The organism is Streptomyces ureilyticus, assembly GCF_011045025.1.
In the GTDB taxonomy this organism is placed as follows: domain Bacteria; phylum Actinomycetota; class Actinomycetes; order Streptomycetales; family Streptomycetaceae; genus Streptomyces; species Streptomyces ureilyticus.
Window position 1 is genome coordinate 52,317 of sequence record NZ_JAAKZX010000026.1, and the last position, 14,873, is coordinate 67,189.

Below are 14,873 nucleotides of genomic sequence, written 5' to 3' on the forward strand. Positions count from 1 at the left end.
GATCCTCCCCGCTCCCGCGCCGCGTGCCACGTCACGGTCGGCGATGAGTTGGACCTTTCTCATCCCTTCACCGCCCCGGCGCTGAAGCCCGTGATCAGCCACTTCTGGATGAAGGCGAAGACGATCACGACGGGCACGGCCGCGATGATGCCGCCCGCGGCGAGGGCGCCCAGGTCGACGCTGTCGGCGCTCATCAGGCTGTTGAGGCCGACGGGGATCGTCTGCTTGTCCTGGTTGCTGAGGAACATCAGGGCGAACAGGAAGTGGTTCCAGGAGTGCACGAAGGCGAAGGAGCCGACGGCGATCAGGCCCGGCCGCAGCATGGGCAGGACGATGACCCGGAAGGCGGTGAGGCGGTTGCAGCCGTCGACCCAGGCGGCCTCTTCGAGGGAGTACGGGACGTTCCGGATGAAGCCGCTGATCAGGATCATCGACAGCGGCAGCTGGAAGACGGTCTCGGCGATGATGACGCTGCCCAGCGAGTTGATCATCTGGAGCTCGGCGAAGATCTGGAACAGCGGAACCAGGAGCAGTGCGCCCGGCACGAACTGGGAGCAGAGCAGCGCCAGCATGAAGGCACGCTTGATCTTGAAGTTGAAGCGGGCGAGGGCGTAGCCGCCGGCGAGCGCCACCAGCGTAGTCATCACGAGGGTGGCGATGCCGACGTAGACGCTGTTCTCGAAGTACGTGCCGAAGCTGCGCTCGGTCCACACCTTCTCGAAGTGCTGGAAGGTCATGGGCCAGGGCACGAGCGAAGTCGAGCCGGGCTTGCGCAGGGCGAACAGGAGGATCCAGTAGAAGGGGATGAGCGTGAAGAGCAGATAGGCGCCGAGGGGGAAGTAGATCTGCCAGCGCGGGACTTCGTCCCAGGCGCGGCGCCGCTTGGCCGGGCGCTGCGGTGCGGGAGCCTCGTCCTGGGGAGCGGGAGCCGTCATGGTGGCCTCTGTGGTGCTCACTTGTCGTCACCTCCGAACTTGCTCAGCCGCAGATAGACGATCGAGCAGAAGAGCAGAATCACGAACGCCACGGTCGTCAGGGCCGACGCGTAGCCGAAGTTGTGGGCGTCGACGCTGGTGTTGGCGATATAGAGCGGGAGTGTCGTCGTGGCTCCCGCGGGTCCGCCGCCGGTGAGCGTGTAGAGCAGGTCGACGTTGTTGAACTCCCACACCGCGCGCAGCAGCGTGGACAGGATGATGGCGTCCTTCAGGTGCGGCAGCGTGATGTGCAAGAACTGCTTGAAGCGGCTCGCCCCGTCGACCTCGGCGGCCTCGTACAGGTCCTTCGAGACGGACTGGAGGTCGGCGAGGATGAGGATCGCGAAGAAGGGGACGCCACGCCAGAGGTCGGCGACGATCGCCGCCGGGAACACCGTTGAGGTGTCGGACAGCCAGCTCGTGCCGTAGTCACCGATGCCCATGTCCGCGAGGTAACGCGTAATGCCTGTCTGGGAGTTGTAGAGCAGCACCCAGATCGCGGAGGTCAGCACACCGGACACGGCCCACGGGGAGAAGACCATGGCGCGGCCGATCGACCGTCCCACGAAGGTCTGGTTGACGATCAGCGCGAGCGCCAGGCCGAACATCAGCTGAAGGCCCACCTCGACGAAGACCCACTTGGCGCTGAAGATCAGCGTGTCCCAGAAGATCGGGTCCTCGGTGAAGGCGTGCACGAAGTTCTCGAAGCCCGCGTAGCCGTTCCGCCACGGCTTGGTGGGGTTGTAGTCCTGCAGGCTGTAGTAGAAGACGCTCAGCACCGGATAGGCGATGAAGCCGAGCATCAGCAGTCCCGCCGGCGCGATCAGCAGATACGGGAGCCTGCGTGGCGTGGCTGAGCCGCGGCGCCGCCGGTGTGGCGCGGGCTTTTTCGCCACGGCTGCGGCTTGGGCCATGACTGTTCTCCGTTCTCGGGGGTGCGGGTGGTGCTGTGCGCGCTCGCTCGTGCTGTGCGCTTGGTGCGCTGTGCTGGTGCGCCTAGTGCGCTGTGCTGGTGCGCTGTGCTTGCGCGCTTGGTGCGCTGTTGCTTCGGTGGTTCGCTCAGCCCGCGTACGGGTCCGGCACTTTGCCCGGCTTGGCCAGGAAGGCGAAGTCGCAGCCGGTGTCGGCCTGGGTGATCTGTTCGTTGTAGAGCGCTCCGTAACCGCGCTCATAGCGCTCGGGCGGCGGCGTCCAGGCCGCCCTGCGCTGCTCCAACTCGTCGTCGATTACGTTGAGTTGAAGGGTTCGCGCTTCGACGTCGAGGGTGACGGTGTCCCCGGTCCGTACGAGCGCGAGCGGTCCGCCGATGTACGACTCCGGCGCCACGTGCAGCACACACGCGCCGTAACTGGTGCCGCTCATGCGGGCGTCGGAGATCCGCACCATGTCCCGTACGCCTTGCTTCAGCAGGTGGTCGGGGATCGGCAGCATGCCGTACTCGGGCATACCGGGACCGCCCTTGGGACCGGAGTTGCGCAGTACCAGCACGCTGTCGGCGGTGATGCCCAACTCCGGGTCGTTGATGGTGCGTTGCATGGTCTTGTAGTCGTCGAAGACGACCGCGGGGCCGGTGTGCTTGAGCAGGTGCGGCTCGGCGGCGATGTGCTTGATGACGGCGCCGTCGGGGCAGAGGTTGCCGCGCAGGACCGCGACCCCGCCCTCGTCGGCGACCGGGTTGTGGCGCGGGCGGATCACGTCGTCGTTGTGCACCTGAGCTGATGCGAGCTGCTCGCGCATGCTGTCGTGGGACACCGTCGGCCGGTCCAGATGCAGCAGATCGGTGATCCGCGACAGGAAGCCGGGCAGCCCGCCCGCGAAGTGGAAGTCCTCCATCAGGTACGTACGCCCGCCGGGCCGTACGTTCGCCAGCACCGGCACCGTACGGGCGATCCGGTCGAAGTCGTCCAGCGTGAGCCGTACGCCGGCCCGCCCAGCCATGGCGATCAGATGGATGACCGCGTTCGTGGATCCGCCAAGACCCAGGACGGTGGTCACGGCGTCGTCGAAGGCCTCCTGGGTGAGGAGGTCGGACAACTTCCGGTCCCTGCGGACGAGTTCGACGATCCTCAGTCCGGAGGCCGCGGCCATCCGGTCGTGCCCGGAGTCGACGGCGGGGATGCTGGACGCGCCCGGCACGGTGACGCCGAGGGCCTCGGCGGCGGCCGTCAGCGTCGACGCGGTACCCATGGTCATGCAGTGGCCGGGCGAGCGGGCGAGTCCGCTCTCGAGCTCGGTCATCTCGCAGTCGCCGATGAGCCCGGCCCGCTTGTCGTCCCAGTACTTCCACATGTCGGTGCCGGAGCCCAGGACTTCGTTGCGCCAGTGGCCCGGCAGCATGGGCCCGGCGGGCACGAAGACGGCGGGGAGGTCGACGCTCGCGGCGCCCATGAGCAGGGCGGGCGTGGACTTGTCGCAGCCGCCCATCAGCACCGCACCGTCCACCGGATACGACCGCAGCAGCTCCTCGGTCTCCATCGCGAGCATGTTGCGGTAGAGCATCGGGGTCGGCTTCTGGAAGGTCTCGGAGAGGGTGGAGACGGGGAATTCGAGGGGGAATCCGCCGGCCTGCCACACGCCGCGCTTGACCGCCTGGGCGCGATCCCTCAGGTGTACGTGGCAGGGGTTGATGTCACTCCACGTGTTGAGGATCGCGATGACCGGCTTGCCCAGGTGCTCCTCGGGGAGGTAGCCGAGCTGGCGGGTGCGGGCGCGGTGGCTGAAGGACCGCAGGCCTTCGGTCCCGTACCACTGGTGGCTGCGCAACTTCCTTGCGGCGTCGGCTGTTTCGCCCGCTCCGGCCTGTGGTCCGGTGTCGGTCATATGGACCACCCCGCGGCGATGGCGGCGACTTCGGCGCGCTCCGGCTCGGGCAGCAGGTGGCTCGGCGGCCGGACGTCGCGACGGCACAGACCCAGCGAGGCCAGAGCCTCCTTGACCACGGTCACGTTGTTGGCGGAGCCGTTGGCCCCGCGCAGTTCCTCGAAGCGGCGGATCTGCTCCCACACCTTCATGGCGCCGGCGTAGTCGCCCGATCGAAGCGCTTCGATCATGTTCAGCGAAACGGACGGGGCGACGTTCACAAGACCCGAGGTGAAGCCGGTCGCGCCCGCCGAGAAGTACGAGGGCGCGTACGGCTCGGCGAGCCCCGCGACCCAGACGAAGCGCTCCAGCCCCGCGTCCCGCGCGAAGGCGGCGAAGCGGGCCGCGTCCGGCACGGCGTACTTCACGCCGATGACGTTCGGGCAATCGTCGGCCAGTTCGGCGAGCCGGGCGCCGAGGAGTTGGGCGTTGCGGATGTACGGGACGACGCCCAGCTCGGGGACGGCTTCGGCGATCGCCCGGTGGTAGTCGACCCAGCCGCTCTGCGCAACGTACGGATGCACCGGCTGATGGACCATCACCATCTGAGCCCCGCGGTCGCGGGCGTGCCGCGCGGAGGCGACGGCGCTCGGCACATCGTGCCCGACCCCGACCACGATGACGGCCCGCTCGCCCGCCTCTTCGATGGTCAACTCCGTGACCAGGCGGCGTTCTTCAGGGCTCAGAGCGTAGAACTCGCCGGTGTTGCCGTTCGGCGTGAGCGTGCGGACGCCGCCCTCGAGCAGGCGGCCAAGGAGGGCCCGATGGCTGTCCTGGTCGACGGAGCCGTCCTCGGCGAAGGGGGTCACCGGGATCGCCACCACATCGGCCAGCGCCGCCCGCTCCGTCTCGAACGTCGCGCTGCTCACTGCTGCTCCCCCTCTCCCTGGGCCCCGGGAAAGGCCCGGTGCACGAACGACGCGATGTGCGAGTGCAGGGCGCGGGCCGCGCCGTCCGAGTCGCCGTCGAGGGCGAGCCGCAGGATCTCCCGGTGCTCGCCCGCCTCCCGCTCCCAGGAGGGGTTGGCGGCCCAGGCGACCGCGGAGACCAGGGCGGCCTGGTCGCGCACCTCGTCGAGCATCCGGCCGAGCAGCGGGTTGCCGCAGGGGACGTACAGGGCGCGGTGGAACTCCCGGTTGGCCAGGGAGCGTTGGGCGGTGTCGGTGGCGGCGTCCGCGCGTTCCAGCGCGTCGCGCGCCGTGTCGAGGGAGGCGCCGCGCTGCACGGAGCGGCGCAGGGCCTCCGGCTCGAGGAGCAGCCGCACGTCGTACACCTCGCGCGCCATGTCCGCGTCCACCATGCGCACCGTGACGCCCTTGTACTGGTTCATCACGACGAGCCCCGTGCCGGCCAGGGTCTTCAACGCCTCCCGCACGGGGGTCTTGGACACCCCGAACTGTGCGGCCAGCTCCGTCTCGACCAGGGCCTGACCGGGCGTCAACTGCCCGGTGAGGATGCGGTGTTTGATCCCCTCCAGCACGTACTGCGTGCGGGACGGAATCGGGGTGGGCACAGAGGTCATGCGCGCCTCTCGGATCTCATCGATCACTTCACGTGTCGTCGGATCACGGGACCGGACCGCGCGGGTATCTCGCGTATCTGATCTCGCGTATCGCGTCTCATATATGACGTACGAAGTACGACGCGTTGAAGGTAGGAGGGCGCTGATGATTCGTCAACGCTTCTGACAGAAGTTGTTCGCGTTGACGCTCAAGAGATATCGGGGGCGGGGTCGGGCCAGGGGCGCGGAACCTTTCGTTCGGAGGGGGCGGAACCCTTCGTTCAAGCCCTTGCGGTGCAGGTCAGAGGATCAGGCCCTTGCGGTGCAGGTCGGAGGCTCAGGCCCTTGCCGTCCGGCTCGAACGCTCAGGTCTTTGCCGCCCAACTCGGGTCGCGGCCGCTCAGGCCGATCGTGCGGTCCAGCAGAGGGGCCTCATCCGGTACGGGGACGGGCGGGCCGAAGATTTCGGAGCTGTCCGGGTCGCCGGCTGCGGGGGCGAGGAAGTCGTGCGACGCCTGGAGGGCCGCGGTGTCGGGGGCGTAGTCCTGGCCGGTGGCTCGGGCCAAGTCCCAGCCATGGATGACGAGTTCGTTGGTGGCGACGAGGCCCGCGACCTCGCCGGGGAGGTCGACGCCACCCGCGCGGGTCTCGCCGGTCCAGGCGGCCGGGTCGCGCCAGGCCTCGGCCAATTCGGTGAGGAGCTTGGGGAGTTCGGTACGCCAGTCGGGCGTGACGTCGGGCAGGGAGGATCCGGGGTCCGTGTCGGTTGTCGGCCCCAGGTCCTTTCGGCCGGCGTCCCGGAAGGCACGGGCGAGCCCGACCAGGTGCCTCAGGAGATGGCGTACGGCGTACTCCGGGCAGGGCGTCGGAGCGTCCAGCTGCTCCTCGCGCACCGCCTCCGCGAGACGCGCCACGATCAGGGCCTGCGGCCCCAGGTCAAGGGTCGTCGATGTCGTATCAGCCATGCTCGGCTCCTCTTCTGACTCACGGGCTCACGGGGTCCCGGGCTCATGGGGTCATGTGGTCGCCGGGTTGTGGTCCGACGTGTAGCCCCGTCATGTAGACCGTCGGCCGTACGAAAAGTCATCGCTCCCGCTCCCGAGGTCATGCTCAGGGAGCTGGTCAGGCCTTCGACCTGCCGGGATCCTCGGAATATCCGGGACGCTCGGTGTCCGGGACCGCGAGGGGGAGCCACGCCATGAAGGCGATCGTTCAGGATGCGTACGGATCAGCGGACCTTCTGCGACTGCGCGACATCGACCGCCCCGTCCCCCGCGACGACGAGGTGCTGGTCGAGGTACGCGCAGCCGGCGTCGGCCCCGAGGTGTGGCACCTCATGACGGGCCGGCCCTATGTAGCCCGCGTCGCCTTGGGGGTCCGTAAGCCCAGGAATCCGGTACGGGGCTGGGACGGCGCCGGACGCGTCGAGGCGGTCGGCGCGAAGGTGACCGACTTCAAGCCGGGCGACGAGGTCTTCGGCAACTGCGAGGGCTCGTACGCCGAGTACGCGCGCGCCAAGGCCGAAAAGCTCGCCCCCAAGCCCGCCAACCTCAGCTTCGAACAGGCCGCCGCCCTCCCCGTCTCGGGCATGACCGCCCTCCAGGCCCTGACCGGCAAGTCCCGCCCGAAGCCCGGCCAGCGAGTCCTGGTCATCGGCGCCTCCGGCGGCGTAGGAACGTACGCCGTCCAGCTGGCCACGATGTACGGCGCCGAGGTCACCGGCGTCTGCGGCCCCACTGCCACGGACTTCGTCCGCGCCCAGGGCGCCACCCACGTCCTCGACTACACCCACGAGGACATCACCGACGCCCCCCACCGCTACGACGTCATCATCGACAACGCGGGCCTCCGCCCCCTGCCTGTCCTCCGACGCGCCCTCACCCCTCACGGCACCCTGGTGATCGTCGGCGGCGAGGGCGGCACCACCTTCTTCGGTGGCATGAGCCGCGACCTCCGCGCCGTCCTTCTCTCGCCCTTCATCAGCCAGAACCTCCGCAACCTCATCTCCATCGCGCGCCGAGAAGACCTGCTGACCCTGAAGGACCTCGCCGAGAAGGGCAAGATCACTCCGGCGATCGACCGCACGTATCCGCTTGCCGAGGCGGCTGCTGCCATCGGGCATCTGGAGTCGGGGCATCCTCGGGGGAAGCTCGTCATCACCGTCTGACGCCGAGGTCTCAGTCCCCGTACAGCGCGACGGGCGTCCGGAGCCAGTCGCCATGGCTCCGGACGCCCGACCCGTCAGGCGCGGTCTGCGCCTGTCGGGAATCAGCAGGTGACAACCTTGCCGTACGAACCCACGCGCCAGTTCCCGTCCCACTCATAACCGGGCTGGTACGTGTAGCAGCGGAAGTCAGGACCCCCGTTGATGACGACCTTCAGGTGCATCGTCTGACCGCAGTTGTTAGTGACCTTCACGTACTTCTCGTGCTTGATGACGTCCCGCTTGACGCAGGCCGGAGCCGTGCCCGCCTCGGCCGCCGTGGCCGTGGGGGCCATGGCAAGGCCGCTACCCAGGACGGCGGTGGCGAGGGTGCCGAGTGCGGCGCTCTTGTGGAACTTCATTGATGCGGTTCCCTTCTGGAGTACTCGGTGTGCCGACGTGAGCGGCATGTGGTGGACCACGCCGCCCGGTGCAATGCTCCGACTGTGCCGGGGTTCGGATACCGAGCGCCACGAAGATCCCCCCGTTTGGTGCCATCTGGGATGTCCCACACTCTGACCTGCTGAGACGTGGTAGTGGGTGACGCAATCGTGGGACGGGGCGTCAGGCCCTCGCGAACTTGGCAACGTACTCGTCGAAGGGCTCGATGCCGACTTCTGCACGGAGTTCGTCCATGCGCTCGGGCTCTTCACAGGGCCAGGGAACCGGTGCCCCGTCCTTCACGCCGGCGATCTGAGTGCCGTAGATCTGCTTGCGGCCCTCATTGACCAGCGTGCGGTCGCGCAGAAAGGCCAGCTCGCGTGGGCTGGCCGAGCCTGCCGACACCGCCTGCTGCATCAGCTGGAGAGCGCGTCGCTGAACTTCGAGCTGCCGGTCAGCATGCTGGGCGATCAGCCACGCTGCGCGCGCGGCCTCCTGGCCGACCAGTTCCTCCGTCGGCCAGCCATACTCATCCATGATCTCGCCGAGCCGGTCACCGTGCTGCGCGGTCAGGCGCCGCCAGGCCAACTGCTCGGCAGGGTCGTCGCTGTTCGCGAGGACCGCGGACTGGTGATCCGCCGCGGCCATGTCCGCGAGTTCCACGGCCAGCGCGGCAACGTCATACGCCACTCTCAACTCCCCGGTCAGACCAGTGCGTTGTGCTCGTTGCCCGCAAGCCTAAAGGCACAAATCAGGCGTAAAGATCATTCCGAGGAACGGTGACAGGCACCTCCGCGCACCGGGATAATGGATCTACCTCGTGCAGGCACGGATGAGGAGCACGGTCAGTGACCAGCGACAACCGCATAGGACCGCCCAAACTTGGAAGCGAACGCGACATGCTGCGGGCCTTCCTCGACTACCACCGCGCGACCCTCGCCATGAAGTGCGAGGGGCTGACCGACGAGGAGTTGCGGCGGCAGTCGATGCCGCCGTCCACGCTGTCGTTGCTCGGGCTGGTGCGGCACATGGCGGAGGTGGAGCGGGCCTGGTTCCGGCGGGTGTTCGAGGACCACGATGCGCCCATGGTGTGGTCCGGCAAGGTCGACTTTCAGGCGGCGTACGACGCGAGCGCTTCGACGAGGGGCGAGGCATTCGGGGCCTGGGAGGCCGAGGTGGAGAACTCGCGTCGTATCGAGCGGGAGGCTGGGTCCCTGGACCAGGCCGGGTATCAGCCGAGGTGGGGCGAGGACGTATCGCTGCGGATGGTGATGGTGCACGTGCTCCTGGAGTACGGCCGCCACAACGGGCACGCGGACTTTCTGCGTGAGGGTGTCGACGGGACGGTGGGCGCCTGAATCCACGGGAGCCACCAACCTCGCGGGGGATGTCGAATGCGGCGGTTCCCGATCGACGCGAGAGTGACTGCACCACATCCCAGGACTCCAGGAGCGCCCCATCGTGACCGTGACCGTAACCGCGGATCTGGCTATCTCCCTCGACGGCTACGTCGCCGGCCCCAACGTCACCCTCGACAACCCAGGAGGCGACGGCGCCGAGCCGCTCTTCGAGTGGATCCACAACCTGGCGAGCTGGCGGGAGCGCCAGGGCATGAACGGCGGGGAGGAGAACCGCGACTCCGAGCTGATGCGCGAGTGGTTCGACGCCACCGGAGCCGTGGTCATGGGGCGGATGATGTACGACACAGGCGAGGAGTTCTGGGGCGACAACCCGCCCTTCCGGGCCCCAGTCTTCGTTCTCACCCACCGCCCGCGGCCGACCCTGGTCAAGGAAGGCGGCACCACCTTCACCTTCGTCACCGACGGCATCCACAGCGCCCTCGACCAGGCGAAGGCCGCCGCCGGCGACAGGAACGTCGACATCGCGGGCGGCGCGAGCACGGTGCAGCAGTACCTCAAGGAGGGGCTCATCGACGAGCTCCAACTGCACGTGGTGCCCGCACTCCTCGGAGCGGGCCTGCGGCTCTTCGAGGGCCTGGGCGCCGAGCGGCGAACCCTCGAGCCGATCAGGGTGGTCGACACGCCCCTCGCCACCCACCTCAAGTACCGGTTCACGAAGTGACCTAGCACAAATGAAGTTCGGGCGAGACGATCCAGCGTCGATCCTGCAACGGGTACAGGATCGCTGGTGCACCCTGCGCGGTCCGTCAGGGGCTCAGTTGCCACAGTGCGTCCATGGGCAGAGCCCGGATCCGGTCACCGAACGGCAGGGTCTGCTGTCCCGTGTAGAGGACGTAGCCGGCGACAAACCGGTCTCCGAGCAGGTTGGCGAGATGTCGCAGCCCCGAAAGGTCCTCGGTGCGCACGGTGGCGCCTGCCTTGACCTCGACGCCGATCACATCGCCTCGCGGCGTCTCGATGACCGCGTCCACCTCTACCTTGTCCTTGGTCCGGTAGTGGAAGAGGCGGCCCTCCTGCTCGGACCAGGTCAGCTGGCGGGCGAGCTCCATTACGACGAGGTTCTCCAGCATGGCACCGGCGGCGCCGTCGGGCTCGGCCAGCCGGGAGGCATCCTGGCCCGTCAGATGGCAGGCGATCCCTGTGTCGACGAAGGCGAGTTTGCCCGTACCTACAGCCCTTCCCGTCAGCCCAGAAGTCCAGGCGGGAATGGTCTTGATCAGGAAGACCGAAGCGAGCAGTTCCAGATAGCGCACCAGCGTGGTGCGGGGAATTCCGGAGGCGCCGGCGAGCGCTGCGGGAACCAGCAGCCCGCCCGTGCGCCCGGCAAGAAGACCGAGGAGCTTCAGGAGCTCGCCGTGCCGCTCGATGCTGGCGAGTTCCAGGACATCACGTTCGATCAGTGTCGAAAGATAGGCGTTGAAGAACGCGGTCCGGCGGCGGGGGGTGCGCTTGACCGCCTCGGGGAACCCGCCGACGACCGCACGGTCCAGATAGTCGCGCTTACGCAGAGGCGATGTTCGACTGAGGCCGGGGCCGTGGGTGAATGCCGCGTCGACGAACCGGTCCGGCCCACCGCTGAGCTCCCCCTGCGAGAACGGCCAGAGTTCGATGACTTCCATCCGGCCGGGCAGCGCGTCCGGCAGCGTCCGCATAGCAAGGATCCGTGAGGATCCGGTCAGCAGGAAGCGCCCCGGTGTGGGATCGAGGTCGACGGCCACCTTGATCGCGCTGAGGAGTTCCGGCGCTAGCTGGATTTCGTCGATGAGCATCATCGAGTCGTGCTCGACGAATCCGGTGGGATCATCCTTAGCGGCGCGCACGGTCGCCGCGTCGTCGAGCAGACGCAGCACGGGGTCGTCGCGGTGCGCGGCGGTCAGGCGGGTCAATGTTGACTTCCCCGCTTGTCGAGCGCCGTTGACCAGCACCACGCGCGTGTCGTCGAGCGCTTCCGCGACGAGGTTCTCGGCATGGCGCCGAACCAGATCATTGCGAGTTGCCATGCACTCCAGAGTGCCACCACCATCAAGATCAATGGTCACTTGGACGGATTATTGATGGACATCCAGCCGGACGAGTGATGGGCATTCGGACGGACGATGCCCCATTCGATCAATCGACCGACCAAGCTGCAGATCCTGAGCGATCAAGCTCCTCGGTGAGCCACTTCTGGGCAGGGGGCACGTCTCACGCGGTGCCCGCCACCAGGTCACGGGTACGTTCTTCTTACCGACGTCGAGCGGTGAGGGGTTGCTGGGGTGCTCACGCTGATGGAGATCGCCGAGGACCCGGTTGTCCTGAAGCGCCGCCTGGATCTGCGTGACGGGACGGAAGTCGTCTTTCGCCCACTCGCCCACACCGATACCGACCGCTTGGCCGGTTTCCTCAAGGGCCTGTCTCCCGAATCGAGGCGGCTGAGCACCTTCGACGGATACGACCTCGCGGCCGCCCAGGAGTTGTGTGACGCGATCGCGCGTTACGACAAGCTCAGGCTGGTACTCGAGGAAGTGCCGTCCGGCAGGATCGTCGGCCTCCTCGAACTCAGTCTTGCTCTCACCCCTGCGGACATCGCGCGCTATCTGGAAGCGGGCATCCGCCTCACCGAGACGACCGACTGCCGGTTCGGTCCCACCCTGGCCGATGATTACCAGGGGAAAGGGGTGGGGACACTGGCCTTCCCGCTCATCGCGAACGTCGCGCGGCGGCTCGGCAGAACGAGGATCATCCTGTGGGGCGGCGTCCTCGCCGACAACGCCCGCGCCATTCGCTACTACGAGAAGAACGGCTTCCGGCCAGTTGGTTCCGTCGCCGGAACGGACGGTTCGCTGTCGCTCGACATGATGCTGGATCTCGAGCAGGTGTCGAGCGCAGCGACATCGCCGACGCAGCACCGCGGCTCGTAACGCCGGCAGAGGGCACGAGCACGTGTCATTGACCTTGTTTCGCCACTTCCACACAGGACTCATCGGAACCATGAGGGGTGATCTGGGCCTGTCGGCCTTGGCCTGAGTCTCTAAGAAGCCATCCGCTTTCCGAACGTGATCGGTTGGTTCGGCTGTGGTGGGCATGAACTCCGCTGTGCGGCGGGAGAGATGGGCGTGGTTGTCCGCTCGCGTCGCTTGTGGAGGTGGCTGGTGCCGTCGGTGCTCGGTTTGCTGGAGGCTCGGGAGAAGAAGGTCCGGGAGGAGGTGGCGCGGTTGCGGGCTGCGCTCGGCGAGGCGGAAGCTGCGCTTCAGCGGCTGGTGGATGCCCGTGTGACGGTGACTGAGGTGCTGGCCGAGCCGTCTTGCGTGGTCGCGGAACCGCGGAGCGCGGTGGCGGGATCGGTGGTGCCGCACCGGGCCGAGGGCATGGAGGCGTCGGTGCTGGCGCCGGACTACGAGCGCATTGTGTCGGTGCTGGAGTCGGAAGCGGGCCGGGAGGGCGTGCGCTGCCAGCAGCTGGCCGTGGCTCTTGGGCTGGAGGCGGTTCCGGCGAAGGTCGAGGGGCTGCGGTCGAAGGCGAAACGTCTGGTGGAGCGGGGGTGGGCTCGGCAGGTGCGGCCCGGGGTGTTCACCGCGCTCGCGGCGCCCGCCGGCTGAAGGTGCCTGGGCGGCGTCCGGCCAGGCGCCTGCTCATGAGCATGGTCATCGACCACAGAGCTTGTTCACGTTCGTGTCACCCACGGGCAGCGAGACGGGAACGGGGTCGCCGCCGACGGAGGAGACCGCAACTCGGAGACACTGCTCAACATGGTTACATTGGCGGGTCTCAATGAACTCGACCCGCACTCTAACTTCTTTTATCTGCTGCGCATAAGCCATATCGATCAAGTCGATGAGACACCACCTTGACAGGTGTCTTCTCTCGACCGATGCTGGTACTCCTGACCGACAGGAGGCACAGTGCACGAGCACGACGAGTACCTGTACTTTCTTCGCCGCGCCTTCGACGGCATGCTCAGCGCCCTAGAAGAACTGGGTGATGACCTCGGCAACACCGCGCCGCACCTGCCCGGCGCCAACTCCCCGTACGCCATCGCGTACCACTGCGTTGCCGTGGCCGACTACTGGCTGGGCCACGTGATCGCGGGGCGACGCGTCGACCGCGACCGTCCCTCCGAGTTCACGGCGAAGGGGGACGTGCGGCGTCTGCGGACGCAGGTCGACGCGCTCTTCGCCCGCATGCAAGCAGACCTCTGCGAGGCGCTGCCATCACAACCGCCGCGCAACACACCCCCTGCCGACTTCGAGGGGCCGGACCGTCCCCTGAGCGTGCGGGGCGTCCAGCTTCACGTACTGGAGGAACTGGCCCAGCATCACGGGCAGGTGCAGATCACCCGCGATCTGCTGCGGGCGGGGGTCCCGGCATGAGGCCCGCACCGGCTCGGGGGATGCCCGGCTTCGACGACCTCGACCTCGACCGGCTGCGCGTTCGCGGCAGCGTGAAATGGCACCGTCCGGAGCGAGACGTCCTGCCGGCGTGGGTGGCCGACATGGACTTCCCCACCCCGCCGCCGGTGGTGGCCGCGCTACACGAGGCCGTCGACCGCCATGATCTCGGTTACCCGGACTGGCCGGACGGCAGTCCGCTGCGCTCTGCCTTCGCCAAGCGGATGGCCGAGCGCCACGGATGGGCCGCGTCGGCCCACCGCGTGCGCGAGCAGACCGACCTCATCCAGTGTCTGCAACTCGTCCTTTACCTCGCGACGTCGGACGGGGACGCGGTGGCGGTGCAAATTCCCAACTACCCACCGTTCCTGTCGACGTTGCGGACGATGAGCCGGCGGATCGTGCCCGTCCCGATGAAGGACACCGACGACGGCTGGCGGATGGACTTCGCCGCCCTGGACACCGCGGTGAAGCGGTCTGGCTGCAAGGCACTCGTCCTGGTCAACCCCCACAACCCCACCGGCCGGGTGCTGACGCCCGACGAACTCGGCGAGATTGCGGCCATCGCGCGACGACACGATCTGCTCGTCATCAGCGACGAGATCCACGCCGAGCTGACCTACACGGCCCATCGGCACATCCCCTTCGCGAGCGTGTCCGACGACGCCGCGCGCCGCACCGTGACCCTGACCTCCGCGACCAAGGCGTTCAACCTGGCGGCCATCCGCTGCGCCGTCACGCACTACGGCCCAGACCGCCTCCTCGCGCTGCGGGACGCACAACCGCCCGACCTGTACGGCACCGTCTCACCCCTCGGTGTCATCGCCACCCTGGCCGCGTGGGAGCACGGCGACGCCTGGCAGCGCGATCTCCTGACCGTGCTGGACCGCAATCGTCGGCGCGTCCGCGACGTGGTACGCGACCGGCTCCCGCTGATCCGCCACCACCTGCCCGAGGCCACGTACCTGGCCTGGCTGGACACCCGGCTGCTCGGCCTGGGCGAACCGCCGGTGGAGAAGGTGCTCAGGGACGGCCGGGTCCTCCTCGACGGCGGCGCGCCCTTCGGTCCGGACACCGAGGGGTTCGTGCGGCTGAACTTCGCCACCTCGCAGCAGGTGCTCGACGAGATCCTGGGCCGGGTCGTCGACGCACTGGGCGGGCGGGAGG

At 68.0% G+C, this 14,873-nt stretch carries 16 protein-coding genes; 7 read left to right on the forward strand and 9 right to left on the reverse strand.

The genetic code is table 11. The features are described from left to right. Window positions 1–59 precede the first annotated feature (59 nt). The 6 genes from G6048_RS11410 to G6048_RS11435 all read right to left on the reverse strand — a co-directional run bounded on the left by G6048_RS11410 (window position 60) and on the right by G6048_RS11435 (window position 6,299). Window positions 60–956, reverse strand: coding sequence for a carbohydrate ABC transporter permease (locus G6048_RS11410; protein WP_408056129.1), 897 nt, complete (start codon window positions 954–956; stop codon window positions 60–62). Further along, window positions 953–1,888, reverse strand: a complete 936-nt coding sequence (locus G6048_RS11415; protein ID WP_165339371.1) for a carbohydrate ABC transporter permease — start codon at window positions 1,886–1,888, stop codon at window positions 953–955. The genes G6048_RS11410 and G6048_RS11415 overlap by 4 nt, the downstream gene beginning before the upstream one ends. 145 nt (window positions 1,889–2,033) lie before the next feature. After that, on the reverse strand, window positions 2,034–3,794 hold the full coding sequence (gene araD / locus G6048_RS11420) for an L-arabinonate dehydratase (RefSeq protein WP_165339372.1): 1,761 nt from the start codon (window positions 3,792–3,794) through the stop codon (window positions 2,034–2,036). Continuing rightward, window positions 3,791–4,702: a dihydrodipicolinate synthase family protein gene (locus G6048_RS11425; RefSeq protein ID WP_165339373.1), complete on the reverse strand. Its 912-nt coding sequence runs from the start codon at window positions 4,700–4,702 to the stop codon at window positions 3,791–3,793. Before G6048_RS11425 ends, araD begins: the two co-directional genes overlap by 4 nt. Continuing rightward, window positions 4,699–5,355: a GntR family transcriptional regulator gene (locus G6048_RS11430; RefSeq protein ID WP_165339374.1), complete on the reverse strand. Its 657-nt coding sequence runs from the start codon at window positions 5,353–5,355 to the stop codon at window positions 4,699–4,701. Before G6048_RS11430 ends, G6048_RS11425 begins: the two co-directional genes overlap by 4 nt. A 344-nt stretch (window positions 5,356–5,699) precedes the next feature. Then, window positions 5,700–6,299, reverse strand: a complete 600-nt coding sequence (locus G6048_RS11435) for a TIGR03086 family metal-binding protein (protein WP_165339375.1) — start codon at window positions 6,297–6,299, stop codon at window positions 5,700–5,702. 233 nt (window positions 6,300–6,532) lie between these two features. Between G6048_RS11435 and G6048_RS11440 the strand changes: the two genes are divergently transcribed. Continuing rightward, entirely contained in the window at window positions 6,533–7,501 is a 969-nt protein-coding gene (locus tag G6048_RS11440; RefSeq protein WP_165339376.1) for an NAD(P)-dependent alcohol dehydrogenase, read from the forward strand. Between the two features lie 101 nt (window positions 7,502–7,602). Here G6048_RS11440 and G6048_RS11445 read toward each other — a convergent pair whose 3' ends face one another. Both G6048_RS11445 and G6048_RS11450 read right to left on the reverse strand, forming a co-directional pair. Then, on the reverse strand, window positions 7,603–7,899 hold the full coding sequence (locus G6048_RS11445) for a hypothetical protein (RefSeq protein ID WP_165339377.1): 297 nt from the start codon (window positions 7,897–7,899) through the stop codon (window positions 7,603–7,605). 202 nt (window positions 7,900–8,101) lie between these two features. Next, entirely contained in the window at window positions 8,102–8,608 is a 507-nt protein-coding gene (locus tag G6048_RS11450; protein WP_165339378.1) for a DUF6624 domain-containing protein, read from the reverse strand. A 158-nt stretch (window positions 8,609–8,766) separates the two neighbouring features. Here G6048_RS11450 and G6048_RS11455 point away from each other — a divergent pair, with 158 nt between their 5' ends. After that, window positions 8,767–9,276, forward strand: coding sequence for a DinB family protein (locus G6048_RS11455; RefSeq protein ID WP_165339379.1), 510 nt, complete (start codon window positions 8,767–8,769; stop codon window positions 9,274–9,276). A 109-nt stretch (window positions 9,277–9,385) separates the two neighbouring features. After that, a complete protein-coding gene (locus tag G6048_RS11460) occupies window positions 9,386–10,000 on the forward strand; it encodes a dihydrofolate reductase family protein (protein WP_165339391.1) in 615 nt (204 codons plus the stop codon). 85 nt (window positions 10,001–10,085) lie between these two features. Here the strand turns inward: G6048_RS11460 and G6048_RS11465 are convergent, their stop codons facing one another. After that, on the reverse strand, window positions 10,086–11,339 hold the full coding sequence (locus G6048_RS11465; RefSeq protein ID WP_165339380.1) for an ATP-binding protein: 1,254 nt from the start codon (window positions 11,337–11,339) through the stop codon (window positions 10,086–10,088). A gap of 267 nt (window positions 11,340–11,606) precedes the next feature. On the opposite strand from G6048_RS11465, the gene G6048_RS11470 reads away from it, so the two are divergent. From G6048_RS11470 to G6048_RS11485, 4 genes are all read left to right on the forward strand, one after another. After that, window positions 11,607–12,239 carry a GNAT family N-acetyltransferase gene (locus tag G6048_RS11470; RefSeq protein ID WP_206341466.1) on the forward strand — a complete coding sequence of 211 codons (633 nt, stop codon included), beginning with the start codon at window positions 11,607–11,609 and terminating at the stop codon, window positions 12,237–12,239. A gap of 231 nt (window positions 12,240–12,470) precedes the next feature. Continuing rightward, window positions 12,471–12,917, forward strand: a complete 447-nt coding sequence (locus tag G6048_RS11475) for a hypothetical protein (RefSeq protein WP_165339382.1) — start codon at window positions 12,471–12,473, stop codon at window positions 12,915–12,917. Window positions 12,918–13,220: 303 nt separating this feature from the next. After that, complete coding sequence (locus tag G6048_RS11480) at window positions 13,221–13,688, forward strand: DinB family protein (protein WP_165339383.1); 468 nt, start codon at window positions 13,221–13,223, stop codon at window positions 13,686–13,688. After that, the coding region (locus tag G6048_RS11485; RefSeq protein ID WP_165339384.1) for a MalY/PatB family protein at window positions 13,685–14,873 on the forward strand (1,189 nt) is incomplete at its 3' end. The genes G6048_RS11480 and G6048_RS11485, both read left to right, overlap by 4 nt.

What these genes read in the sequence shown, in the direction of transcription:
- G6048_RS11465 (WP_165339380.1), bottom strand. Translation starts at nt 11,339, where the DNA reads ATGGCAACTCGCAATGATCTGGTTCGGCGCCATGCCGAGAACCTCGTC.
- G6048_RS11415 (WP_165339371.1), bottom strand. Translation starts at nt 1,888, where the DNA reads ATGGCCCAAGCCGCAGCCGTGGCGAAAAAGCCCGCGCCACACCGGCGG.
- G6048_RS11430 (WP_165339374.1), bottom strand. Translation starts at nt 5,355, where the DNA reads ATGACCTCTGTGCCCACCCCGATTCCGTCCCGCACGCAGTACGTGCTG.
- G6048_RS11470 (WP_206341466.1), top strand. Translation starts at nt 11,607, where the DNA reads ATGGAGATCGCCGAGGACCCGGTTGTCCTGAAGCGCCGCCTGGATCTG.
- G6048_RS11435 (WP_165339375.1), bottom strand. Translation starts at nt 6,299, where the DNA reads ATGGCTGATACGACATCGACGACCCTTGACCTGGGGCCGCAGGCCCTG.
- G6048_RS11445 (WP_165339377.1), bottom strand. Translation starts at nt 7,899, where the DNA reads ATGAAGTTCCACAAGAGCGCCGCACTCGGCACCCTCGCCACCGCCGTC.
- G6048_RS11440 (WP_165339376.1), top strand. Translation starts at nt 6,533, where the DNA reads ATGAAGGCGATCGTTCAGGATGCGTACGGATCAGCGGACCTTCTGCGA.
- araD (WP_165339372.1), bottom strand. Translation starts at nt 3,794, where the DNA reads ATGACCGACACCGGACCACAGGCCGGAGCGGGCGAAACAGCCGACGCC.